Source organism: Pseudomonas sp. B21-028, assembly GCF_024749045.1.
Taxonomy (GTDB): domain Bacteria; phylum Pseudomonadota; class Gammaproteobacteria; order Pseudomonadales; family Pseudomonadaceae; genus Aquipseudomonas.
This window is the reverse complement of the sequence record NZ_CP087184.1, coordinates 300,324-318,469: the sequence shown is the minus strand read 5'-3', so window position 1 is coordinate 318,469 and position 18,146 is coordinate 300,324. Positions and strand designations below refer to the sequence as shown.

The window sequence follows — 18,146 nt, the reverse complement described above, 5'->3', positions numbered from 1 at the left end:
CTGTCTCGGAAATAAGCTGTTCATTTTTGGCGGCGTCTTGGGTGCCCGGCCGGCGTTGCCACTCCTCGCCATAGCCCTGCTATGACTCGTCGCGGCGCCTTGGCCGAACACCCAAGCCACTCGCCAAAAAAGAACGTATTTCCGAGACAGGACACTAGGCATAATGCGCTTGTTCCTACAGGCGCACGCTCATGAACTCCACCCTTCCCCGCAGACCCCGTTGGCGCAGCCTGGCCTTGCTTGCACTGTGCCTGGCGCCGTTGCTATGGCCGCTGGAACATCTGGCCGAGCGCTATTACCGCAGTGAACTGGCCGGGCAGAATCGCCAGACCCTGGACCTTTACGTCGCCAACCTGTTGGGCACGCTGCACCGCTATGAAGTCTTGCCGCAAATTCTCGGCGACCTGCCAGCACTGCGCGCGACGCTATCCGCCCCGAATGATGAATTCATCCAAAGCAATGCCAACCAGTTGCTGAAGAAAATCAGCACCCAGACCGGCGCCGAGGTGATGTACCTGATGGACGCCACCGGCAAGACGCTGGCGGCCTCGAACTGGGACAAGCACGACAGTTTCGTCGGGCGCAACTTCGCCTTCCGGCCATACTACATCGAGGCCATGGCCGGACGCCTGGGGCGCTTCTTCGGCTTGGGCACCACGTCGGCCAAGCGTGGCTATTTCTTCGCCGCCGCCGTACGTGAGCGCGACCGCGTCATCGGTGTGCTGGTGGTCAAGGTCGACCTGGACCACACCGAGAGCCTGTGGGGGAAAACCCCGGAGCAATTGCTGGTGACCGATCACAATGGGGTGGTCATCCTGACCTCACGGCAGGAATGGCGATTCCGCTCGACCCGCCCATTAAGCGATGAGGAACACAACGCAATCAGTGCCGTGCAACCCTATCCGACCCGCGATCCGAAACCGCTGAACCTGGATCCACAGGCTTGGCTGACCCAAACCCAGACCATCGATGAAACGGGATGGAGCGTGAGCATCCTCGCTCCACGTACCCTGATCGACCGCCCTGTGCGCACCGTCGTCGCCGTCGGTGGCGCAGCGTTGCTGGTCTTGATGCTGTTGCTCGGCTTGATGATGCAGCGCAGGCGGCATTACCTGGACCGGATCGCCTTCGAAGGCAAGGCGCGCCACGAGCTGGAGGGCCGGGTGGCCGAGCGCACCAGCGATCTGGAAGGCCTGAACCGACGGCTGAAGCAGGAGGTTCTGGAGCGCGAGCAGGCGCAACAGGAGCTTGTCCGCGCCCAGGATGACTTGGTGCAGGCCGGCAAGCTGTCGGCTTTGGGCACCATGTCGGCCAGCATCAGCCATGAACTCAACCAGCCGCTGGCAGCGATTCGCAGCTACGCGGAAAACGCCGAAATATTGCTCGACCATCAGCGCACCGAGGACGCCAGGGGCAACCTCAAACTGATCAATGAACTGACCGGACGCATGGCGTCGATCATCGCTCACCTGCGGGCTTTCGCCCGCCGCGACCGTCATGCGCCGGAAAGCGTTGCCCTGCAACCGGCCCTGGACGATGCCCTGGCGCTGCTCGCCAAACGCCGGCGCAGCATGGAAGTGGAGCTGATCCGCGACCTGCCGGCCGCCACGCTGTGGGTCGAGGCCGGCGAAACCCGCTTGCGCCAGGTGCTCGGCAACCTGCTGGCCAATGCCCTCGACGCCCTGACCGAAAAAGGGCCTCCGCGCAAACTCTGGCTCAGTGCCCAGGCCACCGAAACCGGCGTCAACCTGTACATCCGCGATAACGGCCCGGGCTTTTGCATGGAAGCCCTCGGCCGCGCCAGCGAACCCTTCTACACCACCAAGACCCGTACCCAGGGCCTGGGCCTGGGGCTGGCGATCTGCGACACCCTGATGCGCGCCTTCGGCGGCGAACTGTCGTTCGCCAACCACAAGGAGGGCGGCGCCCTGATCACCCTCAAACTGCGCGCCGGCGCGCCTGGGGTAAGCTTGCAACCGTCCGAGGACCGTAGCGTATGACCATCGATAACCGGATTGAGGTGGTGCTGATCGATGACGATCCCCACCTGCGTCAGGCCCTGAGCCAGACCCTCGACCTGGCTGGCCTGAACATCCTGTCCCTGGCCGAAGCCAGGGGCCTCGCCGGACAACTGCCGCGGGACTGGCCGGGCGTGGTGGTCAGCGACATTCGCATGCCGGGCATCGACGGCATCGAATTGCTGAATCAACTCCACGCCCTGGACCCGGAACTGCCGGTGCTGCTGATCACCGGTCACGGCGATGTGCCGCTGGCGGTCCAGGCCATGCGCGCCGGTGCCTATGACTTCCTGGAAAAGCCCTTCCCCAGCGATCATCTGCTCGACAGCGTACGACGGGCCCTGGCCCTGCGCCGCCTGGTGCTGGACAACCGCAGCCTGCGCCTGGCCCTCAGCGACCGCCATGAACTCAGCGCCCGTCTGGTCGGCCAATCCGCATCGATGCTGCGCCTGCGCGAGCAGATCGGCGCATTGGCGGCGACCCGCGCCGACGTGCTGATCCTCGGAGAAACCGGCGCCGGCAAGGAAGTGGTGGCCCGTGCACTGCATGACCTTTCGGGCCGACGCAACGGCCCGTTCGTGGCGATCAACGCAGGGGCCCTGGCCGAATCGGTGGTGGAAAGCGAACTGTTCGGCCACGAGCCCGGGGCCTTCACCGGCGCGCAGAAACGTCGCATCGGCAAGTTCGAGTTCGCCAATGGCGGTACGTTGTTCCTCGATGAAATCGAAAGCATGAGCCTGGACGTCCAGGTCAAGCTGCTGCGGCTGTTGCAAGAACGCGTGGTAGAGCGCCTGGGCGGCAATCAACAGATCCCGCTGGACATCCGCGTCATCGCCGCGACCAAGGAAGACCTGCGCCAGGCCGCCGACCAGGGACGCTTTCGCGCCGACCTGTATTACCGCCTGAACGTGGCACCGTTGCGTATACCGCCATTGCGCGAACGAGGCGAGGATGCGCTGATGCTGTTCCAGCACTTCGCCGACGAAGCCAGTACGCGCCACGGTTTGCCGCCCCACGAACTGCAACCGGCGCAACGGGCGCTGCTGCTGCGCCACAGCTGGCCGGGCAACGTCCGGGAGCTGCAGAACGCCGCCGAACGCTTCGCCCTGGGCCTGGAGCTGGCCCTGGACAACAGCGCGCCGGATGGCACGCCCGGCGCACCGGTGGAGATCGTCAGCGGCGGCCTGAGCGAGCAGGTCGAGAATTTCGAGAGAACCCTCATCGCCGCCGAGTTGACCCGTCCCCACAGCTCGGTACGCAGCCTCGCCGAAGCCCTGGGCATTCCGCGCAAGACCCTGCACGACAAGTTGCGCAAGCATGGGCTGACCTTCGGCGACAGCAACCCTGGCGCGGCCGATGAGTCCGATTGAGTTATCGTTGTCTTCCTTACAAGCAAGAGGCCCGGCAATGAACCGCGACAGCCGTTACCTGGAATCGATCCTGCACCACGACATCCCGCTGACCCGCGACATGGGTCTCAAGGTGCTCGATTGGCAGGCCCGACAACTGCGCCTGTTCCTGCCGCTGGAGGCCAACGTCAACCACAAGAGCACCATGTTCGGCGGCAGCCTGTATTGCGGCGCCGTGCTCGGCGGCTGGGGCTGGCTGCATCTTGCCCTGCGCGAGGAAGGCATCGAAGACGGGCATATCGTGATCCAGGAAGGGCAGATCAGCTATCCGTTGCCGGTCACCCGCGACGCGGCGGTCCTCTGCGACGCGCCTGAGGAGAAGGTCTGGAAACGCTTCCTCGCCACCTACCAGCGTTACGGACGGGCGCGGTTGACCCTGCAGACCCGGGTGGTGAATGACGGCAGCGAGGCAGCGGCGGTGCGGTTCGAGGGGCAGTACGTGTTGCATCGCTGACAGGGCTATCACACACCTTTGTGGCGAGGGGATTTATCCCCGCTGGGGCGCGCAGCGGCCCTGTCTTTTTGGGGCTGCTGCGCAGCCCAGCGGGGATGAATCCCCTCGCCACAAACAATGCATAGATGACTCAGGAACGGGCGAGCGCCAGCAGTTGCTCACGCCACGCCGCTTTCGCCGGCAACGCCAGGAACGACGCGTTCAGCAGCGATTCCCGCGGCGGATAGCAGAACCGCTCGCCGCTCAAGTCCAACACCTCACCGCCCGCGCCCTCCAGCACACCCTGGGCCGCGGCGGTGTCCCACTGGGACGTCGGCGCCAATCGTGGATAGCAATCCGCCGCGCCTTCGGCCACCAGGCAAAACTTCAATGAACTGCCGATGCTGGTGAGCTGCAGCTCCCCCAGGCTCTGGCTCAAACCGCTCAAGAGACGTTCCTGCTCCGGGCTGGTATGACGGCGACTGGCGACCACGGTGAACGCTTCATCCGGCCCAGGCACGTTACGCACCTCGACCGGCACAGGCTCGGCCCCCTTGTCGCCACGCCAGGCGCCCAGCCCCGCGCCGCCGACGTAGAAGCGGTCGTTGGTAGGCATCGATACCACGCCAAACACCACGTGTCCCCGCTCGATCAGCGCAATGTTGACGGTGAACTCCTCGCTACCGGAAATGAACTCCTTGGTCCCATCCAGCGGATCCACCAACCACCAGCGCTGCCAACCGGCGCGCACATCCTGGGCGATATCGGCGTCCTCTTCGGAAAGGATCGGGATCTCCGGGGCCAGTGCCGTCAGCCCGGCCACGATGACATCGTGAGCGGCCATGTCCGCAGCGGTAACCGGCGACTCGTCGGCCTTGTGGACAACCTGCACATTGGCTCGCCAGAAAGGCAGGATCGCCTCGCCAGCCTTGAGCGCCAGGTCGACCACCGGGGCCATCAGGGGATGGGGGTAATTCATGCCAGGAACGCTCCGCGCAGGGTTAGCAGGTCACGGGCCAGGTACAACGCCGCCAAGGCACGGCCCTCGGTGAATTGCGGATTCTGCGCCAGGGACGACAATTCCCGCAGGTTGACCTTGTCAACGCGCATCGGCTCAGGCTCGTCACCTTCCAGCCGTTCTTCGTACAGGTCCGTCGCCAGCACCACCTGGATTTTCTGGCTCATGTAGCCGGGAGACAACGACAGCTCGGTCAGATGCTCCAATTGACGCGCGCCAAAACCGGCCTCTTCCTTGAGCTCACGCTCGGCCGCCGCCAGCACGTCCTCGCCCGGCTCGATCAGGCCCTTGGGCAGCGACAGCTCGTAGGCGTCGGTACCGCCGCAATACTCTTCCACCAACACCGCGTGGTCGGCATCGAGCATCGCCACGATCATCACCGCGCCGTAACCCGGGCCCTTGCCCGCCAAACGCTCGTAGGTGCGTTCCACGCCATTGGAAAAACGCAGCTTCAGTTCCTCCACGCAAAACAAGCGGCTGGTGGCGACGATCCGTCGATCGAGTATGGTGGGTTTCTGGCGCATAAACGGCTCCCTGGGCGATAGCAGGCTACTATACCCGGCCTATCCTGATTGTTTATGGCGGATATCCGATTACCGCTGGAGAAGTTTTATGGCTTTGCTGCCCTGGCACGAGATCGACACGGTGCTGCTGGACATGGACGGCACCCTGCTGGACCTGCATTACGACAACCATTTCTGGATGGAACACCTGCCCCAGCGCTACGCCGAACTGCATGGCGTGAGCCGGGCCATGGCCGAGATGGAGCTGCAACCGTTGTTCGAACGCAACGCCGGCCAGTTGCAATGGTATTGCCTGGACTTCTGGAGCACAGAGCTGAAGCTGCCGGTGCGCGAACTGAAACTGGAAACCGCGCACCTGATCGCCCTGCGCCCGGATGCCGATACCTTCCTGGCGGCGATCCAGCGAGCCGGCAAGCGCGTGGTGATGATCACCAATGCCCACCGTGACTCGTTGTCCCTGAAGCTGGAACGCATTGAGCTCGCCCCTTATTTCGAGCGCTTGATCAGCTCCCACGACTACGGCTTCCCCAAGGAGAACCCGCAATTCTGGGACGCGCTGAAAACCGACCTGGACTTCGACCCGGCTCGCAGCCTGTTCATCGACGACACCCTGCCGGTATTGCGCAGTGCCCGGGATTTCGGCGTGGCACACCTTTTGGCCGTCAGCGAACCGGACAGCCGCAAGGGGCCGAAGGATACGGGGGAGTTTGAGGCGCTGAGGGATTATCGGGATCTGATTGCAGGGCTTTGAACAGCGTTGCGCCCAATCGCGAGCAGGCTCGCTCCCACAAGGGATCTTCGGTTTCCGGCGATCCCTGTGGAAGCGAGCCTGCTCGCGATTGGGGCTATGCGGTCCCGAGCCTACTCAGGAATGCGCAACGACTGCCCCGGATAGATCTTGTCCGGGTTCTTGAGCATCGGTTTGTTGGCCTCGAAGATTTTCATGTACTTGTTCGCATCGCCATAGACCCGCTTGGCAATCGCACTCAGTGTGTCGCCTGCTTCGACCGTCACGAATCTGGCCTCCTTCGCGACCGGACCGGTTACCGTGATCTGGTCATCGACGCCGCTGATACCGGCCACATTACCCAACGCCAACAGGATCTTTTCCTTCTCTTCCTGACTCGCGGCTTCACCCGTGGCTACGACTTTTTCGCCCTCGACTTTCACCTGGATCTTCGACGTATCAATGCCTGTCAGCGCGTCCTTCACGTGCCGGGTCAGCGCTTCGCCATTGGCCTGGGCCTTGTCGGGTGTCAACGCATCAAGAATTTTCTCACCGGCATCTTTCAAAAAACTGAAAAGGCTCATCGTATTCTCTCCCTGGGTTTGAATGTCCAGACGTAACAGCCTAGACCCGAACGAGACGAGCCTCGTTCCCGGCCGACCAATGACCGCGCCACGCGCAAGCGCTAGAATCAAATCCCCCCGCGCCCTGGAACGAAGATGGACATCAAGCAGCTGAAATTTCTCATCGCGCTGGACGAAACCCGCCACTTCGGCCAAGCCGCCGCACGCTGTCACATCACCCAACCGACCTTGTCGATGCGCCTGCGCAGCCTTGAAGAGGAGCTTGACCTGCCGCTGGTCAATCGCGGCCAACGCTTCGAAGGCTTCACCGCGCCGGGGGAACGGGTGCTGGCCTGGGCACGCACGGTGCTGGCGGCCTATGACGGCCTGCAGGCCGAAGCGGCAGCCTGCCGTGGCAATCTGGCCGGTACTCTGCGCCTGGGCGTGGTGCCGCTGTCCGACTTCGACCCGCTGTCGCTGATGCAACGCCTGCATGCCGAGCACCCCGAGCTGCATTTCGAGCTGTCGTCCCTGAGCTCCGAACAGATCCTCGAACAACTGGCAAGCAACCGCATCGACCTGGGTGTCTCCTACCTCGAGCGCCTGGACAACGAGCGCTTCGAATCCCTGCCGTTCAGCCCTACCCGCATGGGCCTGCTGTACGACCAGCGCTTTTTCTTCTTCGGTGAACAACCACTGACCTGGCAAGCGCTGATCGAACTGCCCCTGGGCATGCTCACCAGCGGCATGCACTTTCGGCAATCCATCGATCACAACTTCCACAGCCGCAGCCTCGCGCCCCGCCCACTGTTGCAGACCGACGCAGTGCATCAGCTCCTGCAAGCCGTACATGGTGGACTGTGTTGCGCGGTGATGCCGTTGAACAGCGGCCTGGATGTCCTGACCGAAGACCTGCGCATGCAGCCCATCGTCGACGCGCAAACACTGGTCCCACTGGGGCTGATCATGCGCCGCGGTGCCCCGCGCTCGGCGTTGGCGGAAGCCTGTTTCGCCCTCTATCAGAAATCAACAGTAACATCTTGATCGACGTCATCTATCGATAGATCGGTAATAGCGATTAGACGTGGCAGATTGCCGCATTTAGTCTTGTCACTATTCGAACCGTCGGTGATGCCATGAAAGCCAAGCCTCCGGCCTGTCCGGTGCCCGCTGCGCAAACACCAGCGCCCAGCGCCAGCCAGAGCTATCACTACAGCAACCTGGACCACGCCCAGACGCAGAGCACGGAGCTCGCCGAGGAAGTGGCGCTGGCGATCGCCTATAACGGCATCAGTCAGGCCGTCATGCTGGTCACCCCAACCGATCTCGAGGATTTCATCGTCGGTTTCAGCCTCGGCAGCGGCATCATCGAAGATCCGTCGGACATCTATGACCTGCAACTGAGCGGCGCCGGCTCTGCACAGTATGCCCAGGTGACCATCGCCAACCGCGCCTTCTGGAACCTCAAGCAACAGCGCCGGCAACTGGCCGGTACCAGTGGCTGCGGGCTGTGCGGCGTGGAAGCCGTGGAACAGGCGCTACCGGACCTGAAAGTGCTGCCTGGCGCACCGCTGCCCCCCGCGCAATGGCTCGATGGCCTGCGCCAGCGCATCGGCCAGTTCCAACCCTTGGGCCAGCACTGCGGCGCGGTACACGCGGCGCTGTTCATGAACGACCAGGGCGAACTGTTGCTGGGCCGCGAAGACATCGGCCGACACAACGCCCTCGACAAGCTGATCGGCGCGATGGTCCGGCAACGGATCCCGGTGGCCAATGGCGTGGCAATCGTGACCAGTCGCTGCAGCCTCGAACTGATCCAGAAGGTGTTGCGGGCCGGCATCCAGACGCTGGTCAGCCTGTCGTCTCCCACTGGCCTTGCCGTGCAGTGGGCCCGTAAACACAACCTCAATCTTATCCACCTGCCGCAAAAAAGTGCGCCGCGGGTCTACAGCCCTACGAGGGAGAAACACGCGTGAGCAAGCCCCAACAAGCCGACCAGAAACCCGTACCGCGCTATAAGCCCTACAAGGGCGCGGCCGGGGGTTGGGGGGCGTTGATCAGCGTTACCCAGGCCTGGCTGACCAGCGATAACGCGCTGAGAAACCTCCGCATGATGCTCAAGACCAACCAGAACGGCGGCTTCGACTGCCCGGGCTGCGCCTGGGGCGACTCGCCGGAAAGCGGCATGGTCAAGTTCTGCGAAAACGGCGCCAAGGCAGTGAACTGGGAAGCGACCAAGCGTCGTGTCGATGGAGCATTCTTCGCCCGGCACAGCGTCACTTCATTGCTGGAGCAAAGCGACTACTGGCTCGAATACCAGGGCCGCCTGACCGAGCCGATGAGCTACGACGCCAAAACCGATCGCTACAAGCCCATCAGCTGGGAAGCGGCGTTTGCCCTCATCGGCAAGCACCTGCAAGGGCTGTCCAGCCCGAACCAGGCCGAGTTCTACACCTCCGGCCGGGCCAGCAACGAAGCGGCGTACCTATATCAATTGTTCGTGCGCGCTTTCGGCACCAACAACTTCCCCGACTGCTCGAACATGTGCCACGAAGCCAGCGGCGTGGCGATGTCCCAAAGTATCGGCGTGGGCAAGGGCACGGTGACCTTCGACGATTTCGAGCATTCCGATGCGATTTTCGTCTGGGGCCAGAACCCGGGGACCAACCACCCAAGAATGCTCGAACCGCTGCGCGAAGCAGTAAAGCGCGGCGCCCAGGTGATCTGCATCAATCCACTCAAGGAACGTGGCCTGGAGCGCTTCCAGCATCCGCAGAACCCGTTCGAGATGCTCACCAACGGCAACAAACCCACCAACACCGCGTTTTTCCGCCCGGCCCTGGGCGGCGACATGGCCATCTTGCGCGGCATGGCGAAGTTTCTGTTGCAATGGGAACGTGAAGCGCAAGAAGCCGGCGCTCCCGCCGTGTTCGACCACGCTTTTCTCAACGAGCACAGTGCCAACGTGCTGGAATACCTGGCCGTGGTCGACGACACCTCATGGGAGCAGATCGTCGAGCAGTCGGGCCTGCCGCTGGTGGAGATCGAGCAGGCGGCGCGCATGTACGCCAGCAGCAAGAGCGTGATCATGTGCTGGGCGATGGGCATCACCCAACATCGTCACTCGGTGGCGACCATCCAGGAAATCGCCAACCTGATGATGCTGCGCGGCAACATCGGTCGGCCTGGCGCAGGCCTGTGCCCGGTTCGTGGCCACAGCAACGTGCAGGGCGACCGGACCATGGGGATCAACGAACGCCCACCCGTGGCATTTCTCGACACACTGGAGCGGCGCTTCCAGTTCCAGGTGCCGCGGGAGAACGGCCACAACGTGGTCGAGGCGATCCATGCCATGGCCGCGGGCCAGGCGAAAGTGTTCATCGGTCTGGGTGGCAACTTCGCCCAGGCCACCCCGGACAGCCATCGGACTTTCCAGGCCCTGAGCAACTGCGACCTGACCGTACAGATCAGCACCAAGCTCAACCGCAGCCACCTGGCCCATGGGAAGGAAGCGTTGATCCTGCCGTGCCTGGGTCGCACCGATATCGACCGGCAAGCGGCCGGTTCGCAAGCGGTTACCGTGGAAGACTCTTTCAGCATGGTCCACGCCTCCAGCGGGCAATTGGAACCCCTGTCGAACCAGATGCGTTCCGAGCCCTGGATCATTGCCGGCATGGCCGCCGCCACCCTGGGTGACCGTCCGGTGGATTGGAACTGGCTGGTGGCCGACTACAACCGCATCCGCGACCTGATCGCCGACACCATTCCCGGCTTCAAGGACTTCAACCAGAAATTGCACAACCCCGGCGGCTTCTACCTGGACAACAGCGCCAGCGTACGTCGCTGGAGTACCCCGTCGGGCCGCGCCAATTTCAAACCCAACCGGTTACCGGCTGATCTGGTGCATGAGCGCATCCGCGCCACTGGTCAGTTGCCAGACCTGATCCTGCAGTCCATGCGCTCCCATGACCAGTACAACACCACCATCTACGGCCTCAACGACCGTTATCGTGGCGTGAAAGGTCAGCGTGACGTGCTGTTCGTCAATGAAGCCGACATCATTCGCCTGGGCTTCAAGCCAGGGCAGAAAGCCGATATCGTCTCGCTCTGGGATGACGGCCGCGAGCGCCGGGTCAAGGGATTTACCCTGCTGGCGTTCGACATTCCTGCCGGGCAGGCCGCCGCTTACTACCCGGAAGTAAATCCATTGGTGCCACTGGAAAGCACTGGCGATGAAAGCGACACTCCAACCTCGAAGTTCGTGGCAATCCGTCTGGAGGCGGCGAGCGAGGATGGGTTGATCCTGGCCAAGTCGGCCTGACCGATGCTTTTCATTTGCCCACAAAAAAGGCCGTTTTGCATAGAAAACGGCCTGTCCGAAGTAGCTAAAGACCGGCGTAAATAGATTAAGTTCCGACCAAAAAACAATAACTTAGAGAATTGTGCACAAGTCGTGTTACTCGTCGGATTTCGATTGTCACCAAGCGAAGCCAGCCTCAGGATCGCGCCGTCATCCCTTTGAGGCTCCTCTATGAAGTTCTCCTCCATTCTCTTGTTGTCCCTTGGCCTGATCAGTGGCGTCGCGTCTGCCGGCGGCACCGCCGAAGCAGGTGTCGGCGGCGCATTGGGCGGGGTTTTGGGTTCGGTCGTCGGCCAGTCCCTGGGCGGCAATACCGGTTCGACCATCGGTGCGGCCCTGGGCGGCGCGGGCGGTAGTGCCGTCGGCGCAGACAAGCACAGCCGCGGCGAAGCGGCGATCGGCGGCGCGCTGGGTGCAGCCGGTGGCAACGTGGTCGGCCGTAGCGTCGGTGGCAGCACCGGCAGCCTGATCGGTGCAGCAGCAGGCGGTGGTGCCGGCGGCGCACTGGGTAACTACATGGGCAAGGACGATGACGATGATCGTCGCTATGAAGGTCGCCGTGGTGACCGTCGTTACTACCGTGACGGTCATCCGGGTCGCGGCCATGCCTACGGGCATCGCAAGCATCATCGCCACTACCGCGACTGATAGCTGACTGATACCCACCGCTGAAGATCGCAGCCTACCGCTTGCCGGAGGCTGCGATTTTTCGTTTCAAACCACCAACCGTTCCAGGGCCGCACGCAGCCGATCCGGAATCGCCACCGGCCGATTCGACCCCCGGTCCACGAACACGTGTACAAAGCGCCCCGCCGCGCAGGCCTCTTCCTCGCCCGCCTTGAACACAGCCAGTTCATACTGCACCGAACTGCTGCCCAACTTCCCGACCCGCAGGCCCACTTCAATTCGCTCGGGGAATGCGATGGAGGCAAAGTAGTCGCAGGCCGAACTCACCACAAACGCCACGACCTCCCCACCCTGGATGTCCAAGCCGCCGACGTCGATCAGATAAGTGTTCACCGCCGTATCGAAGAAGCTGTAGTAGGTGACGTTGTTGACGTGACCGTACACGTCGTTGTCATGCCAGCGCGTGGTGATGGCTTGCAGATGCGGGTATTCGGTACGTTGGGGCATCAGTGGTCCTTTTCGGTTGTCAGTGGTCGTTGCGGGAGGTGCTATCGCTGCGCGAATCCCTTGCCCTGGGCTGCAAGCTCCCCGATCAGGCGCGCAGGCCTCCACTGGTCTCCCTGCTTCGTTTCGAGCTCCAGCAGGCGCGCGTGGATATCCTCAAGCCCTTGTTGGTCAGCCCAGGCCATCGGGCCACCTTTGTCCGCCGGAAACCCGTAGCCATTGAGGTACACCAGGTCGATGTCGTGGGCCGACCCGGCAATGCCTTCCTGCAGGATCTTCGCCCCCTCGTTGACCAGTGCCAGCAGGCAACGCTCGAGAATTTCCGTACTGCCGATTTCCCGACGCTGGAAACCCAGCTCCTCACTGACCCGCTGCACCAGCGCATCGACCTCAACGTCGTGCTCGGCCTGCCGGCTACCCGGCTCGTAGTGATAGTACCCGTTGCCGCTTTTCTGGCCGAACCGCCCGAGCTCGCACAGGCGATTGTCCACCTGCACTTCGGGCGCATCCTGGCCTTTGCCGGCCAGTTCCCGTGCCCGCCATTCCAGGTCGATCCCGACCACGTCGTACATCCGGAACGGCCCCATGGCGAAGCCGAAACCCTGCAACGCCGCATCGATCTGATGGGGAAACGCGCCCTCCAATAACATCTTGCGAGCTTCCAGCACATAGGGGTGAAGCATCCGGTTACCGATGAACCCGTGGCAATTGCCCGACACAACACTGACCTTGCCCATGCGGCTGCCCAGTTCCAGGGCGGCGTCCAGCACCGCTCTGGAGGTCTGCGCGCCACGAACGATTTCCAACAGTTTCATGATGTGCGCCGGACTGAAGAAATGCAGCCCCAGAACCTGGCCTGGTCGGCGCGTGACGGCGGCAATGGCGTCGATGTCCAGAGCCGACGTGTTGCTCGCCAGAATGGCCTCGGGCTTGAGCAGGCCGTCCAGCTCCCTGAAGATCTGCTGCTTGAGCTCCAGGTTCTCATACACCGCTTCGATCACCAGATCCACGTCACGGATCGCCGCGTAATCGCCCGCCCTGGTCACCCTGGCAACCCGGGCATCGGCTTCACCCTGGTCGATACGGCCCTGGCGCACGCCATGGGCATAGGTCTCGACCACGGCTGCCAGCGCCTGTTCGAGCATCTGCGGGTTGTTGTCGACCCACCGCACCGTCACTCCGGCATTGGCCAGGCACATCACGATGCCCCGTCCCATGGTGCCTGCACCGATCACGGCGGCGTGCTCAATAATCTGGCTCATGTCTGCTCTCTCGTCGGCGATCCAAAGACAGCCTTCACCTTAGTCAGCCGCAGACCGTTTTTGAAATTTATTCGTGTGATGAACGGCATTCAGCAAATGGATGCAGCTCACAGGCGCCTCTGGCGGATGTTGCCCTAGATACAGCCACGGCGGCCTGGTTCTTCGCCATGAGGTGATACAAATCCGGGCACTTTGATGCCTCGTTCCGGCGCTGCTTGCGAGCTAAGGTGCATCGTCAATTCAATCCACAACTCAGTCCGCAAGTACGCAAACACCTGCTGGCGACCAGCAATCGCACAGGCATCTACGCCAACAGCAACGCCTATGGGCGAGGGTTGATGGACCTTGAAACGGCTTCTGTATGCACTCCTGCATCAATGGTTGATTGATCAACTTCAAAGGGAAAAACCATGTCGCGCAAACTGACCATCTTCTTCGCCATCACCACATTCCTGCTATTGAATGGATGTATGAAAATGCCCGAGATACCGCCACTGCTTGCCCACTGCATGACGCCTGCGACTTCTTCATTGCTTGGTTGACCCTGCGCAACGACACGTTCGCTCTGCAAGGGTCTGATAGGGCCGTGATCTATGACGGTCTTATCAGAAGCAGCCTACCGCCTCTTAGGCAATGCCTACAGCGCATGTGTAGGATCCAACGGAGAGTTACGCGGAAAAGGGCACAGCCAGCAAGCATCAGGAATAGGGCGCTTATCGAGTGTCAGAAGCCGGTAAACGTCCTACGCAACCTGTCCCTCCAGGCCATATTGCGATCCCCGAATAGAGCTCTCTATAGTCCACGGCGCGATTCAAACGTCGTACTGAAGAGGCTCAAATGCAGCGATCCAACCCGCCTGTCGGGCAATACCAACGGCTCAATAGCACACCTGTCCTGATCATCGACACCGAGGCAGATCTCCAGCACCTCTGCGACGCCGCCGCCCAGCGCATCCAGGCCTCCAGCAACCTGCTCGAAACCCTGCATTGCCTTTGCTTCGAGCATGCCGATGTAAAGGACATCCCCAGCATTGTCCATGCGCTTTATCTGTTGGTTCAGGACGGCAGCGAAATGTTGGAGGTTGTACGGCAGCGATTGCGCTAGGCATCAGAGCTGTGATCGTCAGAGGGCCAAGTAGTAATATTCTGGCTGTTTCTCTTCATAACAGATGGAACAATTCCAGTCCTCAGCCAAAGCGGACGTGGCGTGAGGGGTGGACACGAATAGCCGCCCACAAAAAACCGCCCCGAAGGGCGGTTTTTCTATTCGCGGACCAACCTTACAACTGCGGACCAGCAGCCTTGATCGCGTCGCTCACTTCGAACTTCTTGAAGTTCTCAATGAACAGGCCAGCCAAGGCCTTGGCGGCTTCGTCGTAGGCGGCCTTGTCGCCCCAGGTGTTGCGTGGGTTCAACAGGCCAGTCTCGACGCCTGGAACAGCCAACGGCACGTCCAGATTGATGATGTCCAGGTGTTCGGTTTCGGCACCAATCAGCGCACCACTCTGGATCGCCGCGATCACCGCACGGGTGGTCGGGATGTTGAAGCGTTTGCCGACACCGTAGCCGCCGCCGGTCCAGCCGGTGTTGACCAGGTAGACCTTGGAGCCGAAGCCACGGATACGCTTGATCAGCAGTTCCGCGTATTCACCGGCCGGACGCGGGAAGAACGGTGCGCCGAAGCAGGTGGAGAAGGTCGACTTGATGCCGCTGCCCGAACCCATTTCGGTCGAGCCTACCAACGCGGTGTAACCCGACAGGAAGTGGTAGGCGGCTTGTTCTTCGCTGAGGATCGACACCGGTGGCAGCACGCCGGTCAGGTCGCAGGTCAGGAAGATCACGGCGTTAGGCTCGCCACCGAGGTTTTTCGGCGCGCGTTTTTCGATCAGTTCGCGCGGGTAGGCGGCGCGGCTGTTCTGGGTCAGGCTGTCGTCGGCGTAGTCGGCTTTCTTGGTGACCGGGTCCAGGACGACGTTTTCCAGTACGGCACCGTGCTGGATGGCTTTCCAGATCACCGGCTCGTTCTTCTCGGACAGGTCGATGCACTTGGCATAGCAACCGCCTTCGATGTTGAAGACCACGCCCACGCCCCAGCCGTGCTCGTCGTCACCGATCAGGTAGCGGCTTTCGTCGGCGGACAGGGTGGTCTTGCCGGTGCCCGACAGGCCGAAGAACAGGGTCACATCGCCCTCTTCGCCCATGTTCGCGGCGCAGTGCATCGGCAGTACGTCAACCGCCGGCAGCAGGAAGTTCTGGACGGAGAACAGGGCCTTCTTCATTTCACCGGCGTAGCGCATGCCGGCGATGAGGACCTTCTTGGCCGCGAAGTTGATGATCACGGTACCGTCGGAGTTGGTGCCGTCGCGCGCTGGCTCGCAAACGAAGTTCGGTGCGTTGAGGATCTGCCATTCATCCTTGCCGCCGGCGTTGTACTGCTCGGGGTTGATGAACAGGCAACGACCGAACAGGTTGTGCCAGGCTGTCTCGGTGGTCATCTTGACCGGGAGGTAGTGCGCGGGATCGGAACCTACATGTACATGGGACACGAAACGCTCGCGCTCGCCCAGGTAGGCTTCAACGCGGTTCCACAGGGCATCGAACTTGTCGGCCGGGAACTTGCGGTTGATCGGGCCCCAGGCGATGGCGTTCTGGGTGGTCGGTTCTTCTACGATGAAACGGTCGGCGGGCGAGCGACCGGTACGATGACCGGTACGAACAACCAGCGCGCCAGTATCGGCAAGCTCGCCTTCACCGCGATTCAGGGCTTCTTTGACCAGATCATCGACACTCAGATCGGTGTACACGGCGTTATTGGCTTGCGTCATGTGGTTCCCCATCGGCCCTTGGCCGAGTGCTCCAAACGTTTTGTAGTAGGAAGTCGCGCACTACTACCCGAAAAAAGTGGGCCGGATTATGCCAGAAAACCCCAAAAAGAGTAGGGCCCTCCCGTCAGTACGGCGTAAATCCGGCGCTTGTCAGGAGATTTACCTGCACTGAACCGATTCAGTGACGAGTATCTGACGGTGCATCGACGCCCGCTCCGGCGAACAGTTGGGCAACGTCTGCCCCATCGAACAGGTAGCGCTCATTGCAAAACTGACAATCGATCTCGATGGCGCCGCCATGCTCGATGACCAGTTGCTGCGCATCTTCCAGACCCAGACTGACCAACGCATTGCCGGATCGTTCACGAGAGCAACTGCATTGGAAGCGCAGCGGCAGCTCGTCGAACAGGCGCACGGTCTCTTCGTGGTAGAGACGATGCAGGACCGTTTCATTGTCCAGGCTCAGCAACTCGTCGGCGCTCAAGGTGCTGGCCAGAGCGGTGATGTGCTGCCAGCTGGCATCACGTTCTTCTGAATCGCGAATACGGTCGACGGGCAATTGTTGCAGCAACAGTCCACGGGCGCGCCGCCCGTCGGCGTAGAGCCAGAATCGTGTATTGGTCTGCTGGGACATGACGAAGTAATTGGTAAAACATTCAGCCAGGGACTCGCCGTCGAGATCGACAATGCCCTGATAGCGCTTGCCATGGCTCGGATCGACCGTCAGGGCCAACACTCCCTCGGGCATCAGGTCGGTCAACGTCGCACCGGGGGCGATCTGATCGGCGTGATAGCGGGCCAGGCCTCGGATCTCGCGTTCGCTGGAGCATTCGATCATCAGCATCGGCACCGGGCCTTCGGAACGGGCCTGGAGAATCAGCAAGCCATCGAATTTCAACGTACCGATCAACAGCGACGCCGCCGCCATCAACTCACCGAGCAGTTGCGCGACCGGTTCCGGATAGGGGTGCTTGGCAAGGACTTCGGCATAGCTACGCTCCAACGCCACCAGTTCGCCACGGGCGTCGATGTCATCAAAGATGAAACGTTGGGTGCAGTCGTTATCCGGTAAATCAGTCATAAAGGTGGGTATCTGAGGTGATGGCAAAAGATGCCGAACATTTTATGGGCATTCGAGGGTGGTTCCAAGCAAGGGGAGGGACAGCCACGCCGCTCGTTGCATCCAACACCTTCCCGTGGCGAGGGGATTTATCCCCGCTGGGCTGCGTAGCGGCCTCAAAAAAACAGGGCCGCTGCGCGAGCCAGCGAGGATAAATCCCCTCGCCACAGATGGTTCCTCCAGACAATGCGTATTGTTCTGGAAGCACTTTTATTCGCTGTTGCTACCGCGAAACTTGAACAGGTCCCGGCGCTGTTTCTTGCTCGGCTTGCCATCGGTACTGACGCCCAATGCACCCGCCTTGCGCTGGGCAGCGGCGGCTTCGCGCCGGGCGATGCTGGCTTCGGTTTCGCGATACAGGGTCTGCGCTTCAGGCGCCCCACGCCGCACGATCGACAACGCCTCAACCACCACGGTCTTTTCATCGAACCCGGCGCGAATGATGTACTCGTCGCCGATGCGGGGCTCCTTGCCCGGCTTGCAACGTTCGCCCCGATGGTGGACCTTGCCACTTTCAATGGCGGCCTTGGCGAGCGCACGGGTTTTATAGAATCGCGCCGCCCACAACCATTTATCGAGACGGACCTTGTCGTCCTCTTCCTGTTTTTGTGCCACTGCAATTCCTCTTTCCGCCAATAGTCAGAACTGTACTACCGTTTTTGTCGGGCGCACGAATTCACGCCGACAGATAGAATGCCGACCGAACCGGCCTCACCGGCAAATCCTGCACTGAAATCGAGTGCGCGAATCAGCCACA

The 18,146-nt window shown here is 61.7% G+C and carries 18 protein-coding genes and 1 pseudogene; 11 read left to right on the top strand and 8 right to left on the bottom strand.

The features are described 5' to 3' along the window. The first annotated feature begins 191 nt into the window (after positions 1-191). Genes LOY35_RS01420 through LOY35_RS01410 form a run of 3 tightly spaced genes read left to right on the top strand, consistent with a single transcriptional unit; the run spans position 192 to position 3,881 of the window. Positions 192-2,000 carry an ATP-binding protein gene (locus LOY35_RS01420; RefSeq protein ID WP_258629897.1) on the top strand — a complete coding sequence of 603 codons (1,809 nt, stop codon included), beginning with the start codon at positions 192-194 and terminating at the stop codon, positions 1,998-2,000. Next, positions 1,997-3,388 carry a sigma-54 dependent transcriptional regulator gene (locus tag LOY35_RS01415; RefSeq protein ID WP_258629896.1) on the top strand — a complete coding sequence of 464 codons (1,392 nt, stop codon included), beginning with the start codon at positions 1,997-1,999 and terminating at the stop codon, positions 3,386-3,388. The genes LOY35_RS01420 and LOY35_RS01415 overlap by 4 nt, the downstream gene beginning before the upstream one ends. A 37-nt stretch (positions 3,389-3,425) precedes the next feature. Next, on the top strand, positions 3,426-3,881 hold the full coding sequence (locus LOY35_RS01410; protein ID WP_258629894.1) for a thioesterase domain-containing protein: 456 nt from the start codon (positions 3,426-3,428) through the stop codon (positions 3,879-3,881). A 130-nt stretch (positions 3,882-4,011) separates the two neighbouring features. On the opposite strand, the gene cysQ is transcribed toward LOY35_RS01410, so the two are convergent. After that, the gene (gene cysQ, locus LOY35_RS01405) at positions 4,012-4,839 is read right to left on the bottom strand and encodes a 3'(2'),5'-bisphosphate nucleotidase CysQ (protein WP_258629893.1); all 828 of its coding nucleotides are present in this window, start codon (positions 4,837-4,839) and stop codon (positions 4,012-4,014) included. After that, entirely contained in the window at positions 4,836-5,402 is a 567-nt protein-coding gene (gene nudE, locus LOY35_RS01400; RefSeq protein ID WP_041024607.1) for an ADP compounds hydrolase NudE, read from the bottom strand. Before nudE ends, cysQ begins: the two co-directional genes overlap by 4 nt. Positions 5,403-5,490: 88 nt before the next feature. On the opposite strand from nudE, the gene yrfG reads away from it, so the two are divergent. Then, positions 5,491-6,153, top strand: a complete 663-nt coding sequence (gene yrfG, locus LOY35_RS01395; RefSeq protein ID WP_258629892.1) for a GMP/IMP nucleotidase — start codon at positions 5,491-5,493, stop codon at positions 6,151-6,153. 110 nt (positions 6,154-6,263) lie between these two features. Here the strand turns inward: yrfG and lysM are convergent, their stop codons facing one another. Beyond that, positions 6,264-6,713, bottom strand: a complete 450-nt coding sequence (gene lysM, locus LOY35_RS01390; RefSeq protein WP_258629890.1) for a peptidoglycan-binding protein LysM — start codon at positions 6,711-6,713, stop codon at positions 6,264-6,266. Between the two features lie 135 nt (positions 6,714-6,848). Between lysM and LOY35_RS01385 the strand changes: the two genes are divergently transcribed. The 4 genes from LOY35_RS01385 to LOY35_RS01370 all read left to right on the top strand — a co-directional run bounded on the left by LOY35_RS01385 (position 6,849) and on the right by LOY35_RS01370 (position 11,700). After that, positions 6,849-7,736, top strand: a complete 888-nt coding sequence (locus LOY35_RS01385) for a LysR family transcriptional regulator (RefSeq protein WP_258629888.1) — start codon at positions 6,849-6,851, stop codon at positions 7,734-7,736. Between the two features lie 92 nt (positions 7,737-7,828). Next, entirely contained in the window at positions 7,829-8,668 is an 840-nt protein-coding gene (gene fdhD, locus LOY35_RS01380; RefSeq protein ID WP_258629886.1) for a formate dehydrogenase accessory sulfurtransferase FdhD, read from the top strand. Then, positions 8,665-11,013 carry an FdhF/YdeP family oxidoreductase gene (locus LOY35_RS01375; protein WP_258629884.1) on the top strand — a complete coding sequence of 783 codons (2,349 nt, stop codon included), beginning with the start codon at positions 8,665-8,667 and terminating at the stop codon, positions 11,011-11,013. The genes fdhD and LOY35_RS01375 overlap by 4 nt, the downstream gene beginning before the upstream one ends. A 210-nt stretch (positions 11,014-11,223) precedes the next feature. Then, the gene (locus LOY35_RS01370; protein ID WP_258629883.1) at positions 11,224-11,700 is read left to right on the top strand and encodes a glycine zipper domain-containing protein; all 477 of its coding nucleotides are present in this window, start codon (positions 11,224-11,226) and stop codon (positions 11,698-11,700) included. Positions 11,701-11,766: 66 nt separating this feature from the next. Here the strand turns inward: LOY35_RS01370 and LOY35_RS01365 are convergent, their stop codons facing one another. Both LOY35_RS01365 and LOY35_RS01360 read right to left on the bottom strand, forming a co-directional pair. Then, the gene (locus LOY35_RS01365) at positions 11,767-12,186 is read right to left on the bottom strand and encodes an acyl-CoA thioesterase (RefSeq protein ID WP_408981178.1); all 420 of its coding nucleotides are present in this window, start codon (positions 12,184-12,186) and stop codon (positions 11,767-11,769) included. Between the two features lie 41 nt (positions 12,187-12,227). Continuing rightward, positions 12,228-13,445 carry a 3-hydroxyacyl-CoA dehydrogenase gene (locus LOY35_RS01360; RefSeq protein ID WP_258629882.1) on the bottom strand — a complete coding sequence of 406 codons (1,218 nt, stop codon included), beginning with the start codon at positions 13,443-13,445 and terminating at the stop codon, positions 12,228-12,230. Between the two features lie 245 nt (positions 13,446-13,690). Here LOY35_RS01360 and LOY35_RS01355 point away from each other — a divergent pair. From LOY35_RS01355 to LOY35_RS01345, 3 genes and pseudogenes are all read left to right on the top strand, one after another. Next, a pseudogene (locus LOY35_RS01355) lies at positions 13,691-13,834 on the top strand (serine protease); the annotation flags it as partial. Positions 13,835-13,855: 21 nt separating this feature from the next. Continuing rightward, positions 13,856-13,987 carry a hypothetical protein gene (locus tag LOY35_RS01350; RefSeq protein ID WP_258629880.1) on the top strand — a complete coding sequence of 44 codons (132 nt, stop codon included), beginning with the start codon at positions 13,856-13,858 and terminating at the stop codon, positions 13,985-13,987. 295 nt (positions 13,988-14,282) lie between these two features. Further along, positions 14,283-14,549 (top strand): hypothetical protein, encoded by a 267-nt coding sequence (locus tag LOY35_RS01345; protein WP_258629877.1) that lies wholly within the window; start codon positions 14,283-14,285, stop codon positions 14,547-14,549. A 175-nt stretch (positions 14,550-14,724) separates the two neighbouring features. Here LOY35_RS01345 and LOY35_RS01340 read toward each other — a convergent pair whose 3' ends face one another. The 3 genes from LOY35_RS01340 to LOY35_RS01330 form a co-directional block, all read right to left on the bottom strand. After that, a complete protein-coding gene (locus tag LOY35_RS01340) occupies positions 14,725-16,269 on the bottom strand; it encodes a phosphoenolpyruvate carboxykinase (RefSeq protein ID WP_258629875.1) in 1,545 nt (514 codons plus the stop codon). A gap of 178 nt (positions 16,270-16,447) precedes the next feature. Further along, complete coding sequence (gene hslO, locus LOY35_RS01335) at positions 16,448-17,350, bottom strand: Hsp33 family molecular chaperone HslO (RefSeq protein ID WP_258629873.1); 903 nt, start codon at positions 17,348-17,350, stop codon at positions 16,448-16,450. Between the two features lie 249 nt (positions 17,351-17,599). Continuing rightward, the gene (locus LOY35_RS01330; RefSeq protein ID WP_258629871.1) at positions 17,600-18,004 is read right to left on the bottom strand and encodes an RNA-binding S4 domain-containing protein; all 405 of its coding nucleotides are present in this window, start codon (positions 18,002-18,004) and stop codon (positions 17,600-17,602) included. Positions 18,005-18,146: the final 142 nt, after the last annotated feature.

Excerpts from the sequence above, each read along its gene's own strand:
- LOY35_RS01420 (WP_258629897.1), top strand. The coding sequence starts at position 192 with ATGAACTCCACCCTTCCCCGCAGACCCCGTTGGCGCAGCCTGGCCTTG.
- LOY35_RS01415 (WP_258629896.1), top strand. The coding sequence starts at position 1,997 with ATGACCATCGATAACCGGATTGAGGTGGTGCTGATCGATGACGATCCC.
- LOY35_RS01410 (WP_258629894.1), top strand. The coding sequence starts at position 3,426 with ATGAACCGCGACAGCCGTTACCTGGAATCGATCCTGCACCACGACATC.
- cysQ (WP_258629893.1), bottom strand. The coding sequence starts at position 4,839 with ATGAATTACCCCCATCCCCTGATGGCCCCGGTGGTCGACCTGGCGCTC.
- nudE (WP_041024607.1), bottom strand. The coding sequence starts at position 5,402 with ATGCGCCAGAAACCCACCATACTCGATCGACGGATCGTCGCCACCAGC.
- yrfG (WP_258629892.1), top strand. The coding sequence starts at position 5,491 with ATGGCTTTGCTGCCCTGGCACGAGATCGACACGGTGCTGCTGGACATG.
- lysM (WP_258629890.1), bottom strand. The coding sequence starts at position 6,713 with ATGAGCCTTTTCAGTTTTTTGAAAGATGCCGGTGAGAAAATTCTTGAT.
- LOY35_RS01385 (WP_258629888.1), top strand. The coding sequence starts at position 6,849 with ATGGACATCAAGCAGCTGAAATTTCTCATCGCGCTGGACGAAACCCGC.
- fdhD (WP_258629886.1), top strand. The coding sequence starts at position 7,829 with ATGAAAGCCAAGCCTCCGGCCTGTCCGGTGCCCGCTGCGCAAACACCA.
- LOY35_RS01370 (WP_258629883.1), top strand. The coding sequence starts at position 11,224 with ATGAAGTTCTCCTCCATTCTCTTGTTGTCCCTTGGCCTGATCAGTGGC.
- LOY35_RS01365 (WP_408981178.1), bottom strand. The coding sequence starts at position 12,186 with ATGCCCCAACGTACCGAATACCCGCATCTGCAAGCCATCACCACGCGC.
- LOY35_RS01360 (WP_258629882.1), bottom strand. The coding sequence starts at position 13,445 with ATGAGCCAGATTATTGAGCACGCCGCCGTGATCGGTGCAGGCACCATG.
- LOY35_RS01350 (WP_258629880.1), top strand. The coding sequence starts at position 13,856 with ATGTCGCGCAAACTGACCATCTTCTTCGCCATCACCACATTCCTGCTA.
- LOY35_RS01345 (WP_258629877.1), top strand. The coding sequence starts at position 14,283 with ATGCAGCGATCCAACCCGCCTGTCGGGCAATACCAACGGCTCAATAGC.
- LOY35_RS01340 (WP_258629875.1), bottom strand. The coding sequence starts at position 16,269 with ATGACGCAAGCCAATAACGCCGTGTACACCGATCTGAGTGTCGATGAT.
- hslO (WP_258629873.1), bottom strand. The coding sequence starts at position 17,350 with ATGACTGATTTACCGGATAACGACTGCACCCAACGTTTCATCTTTGAT.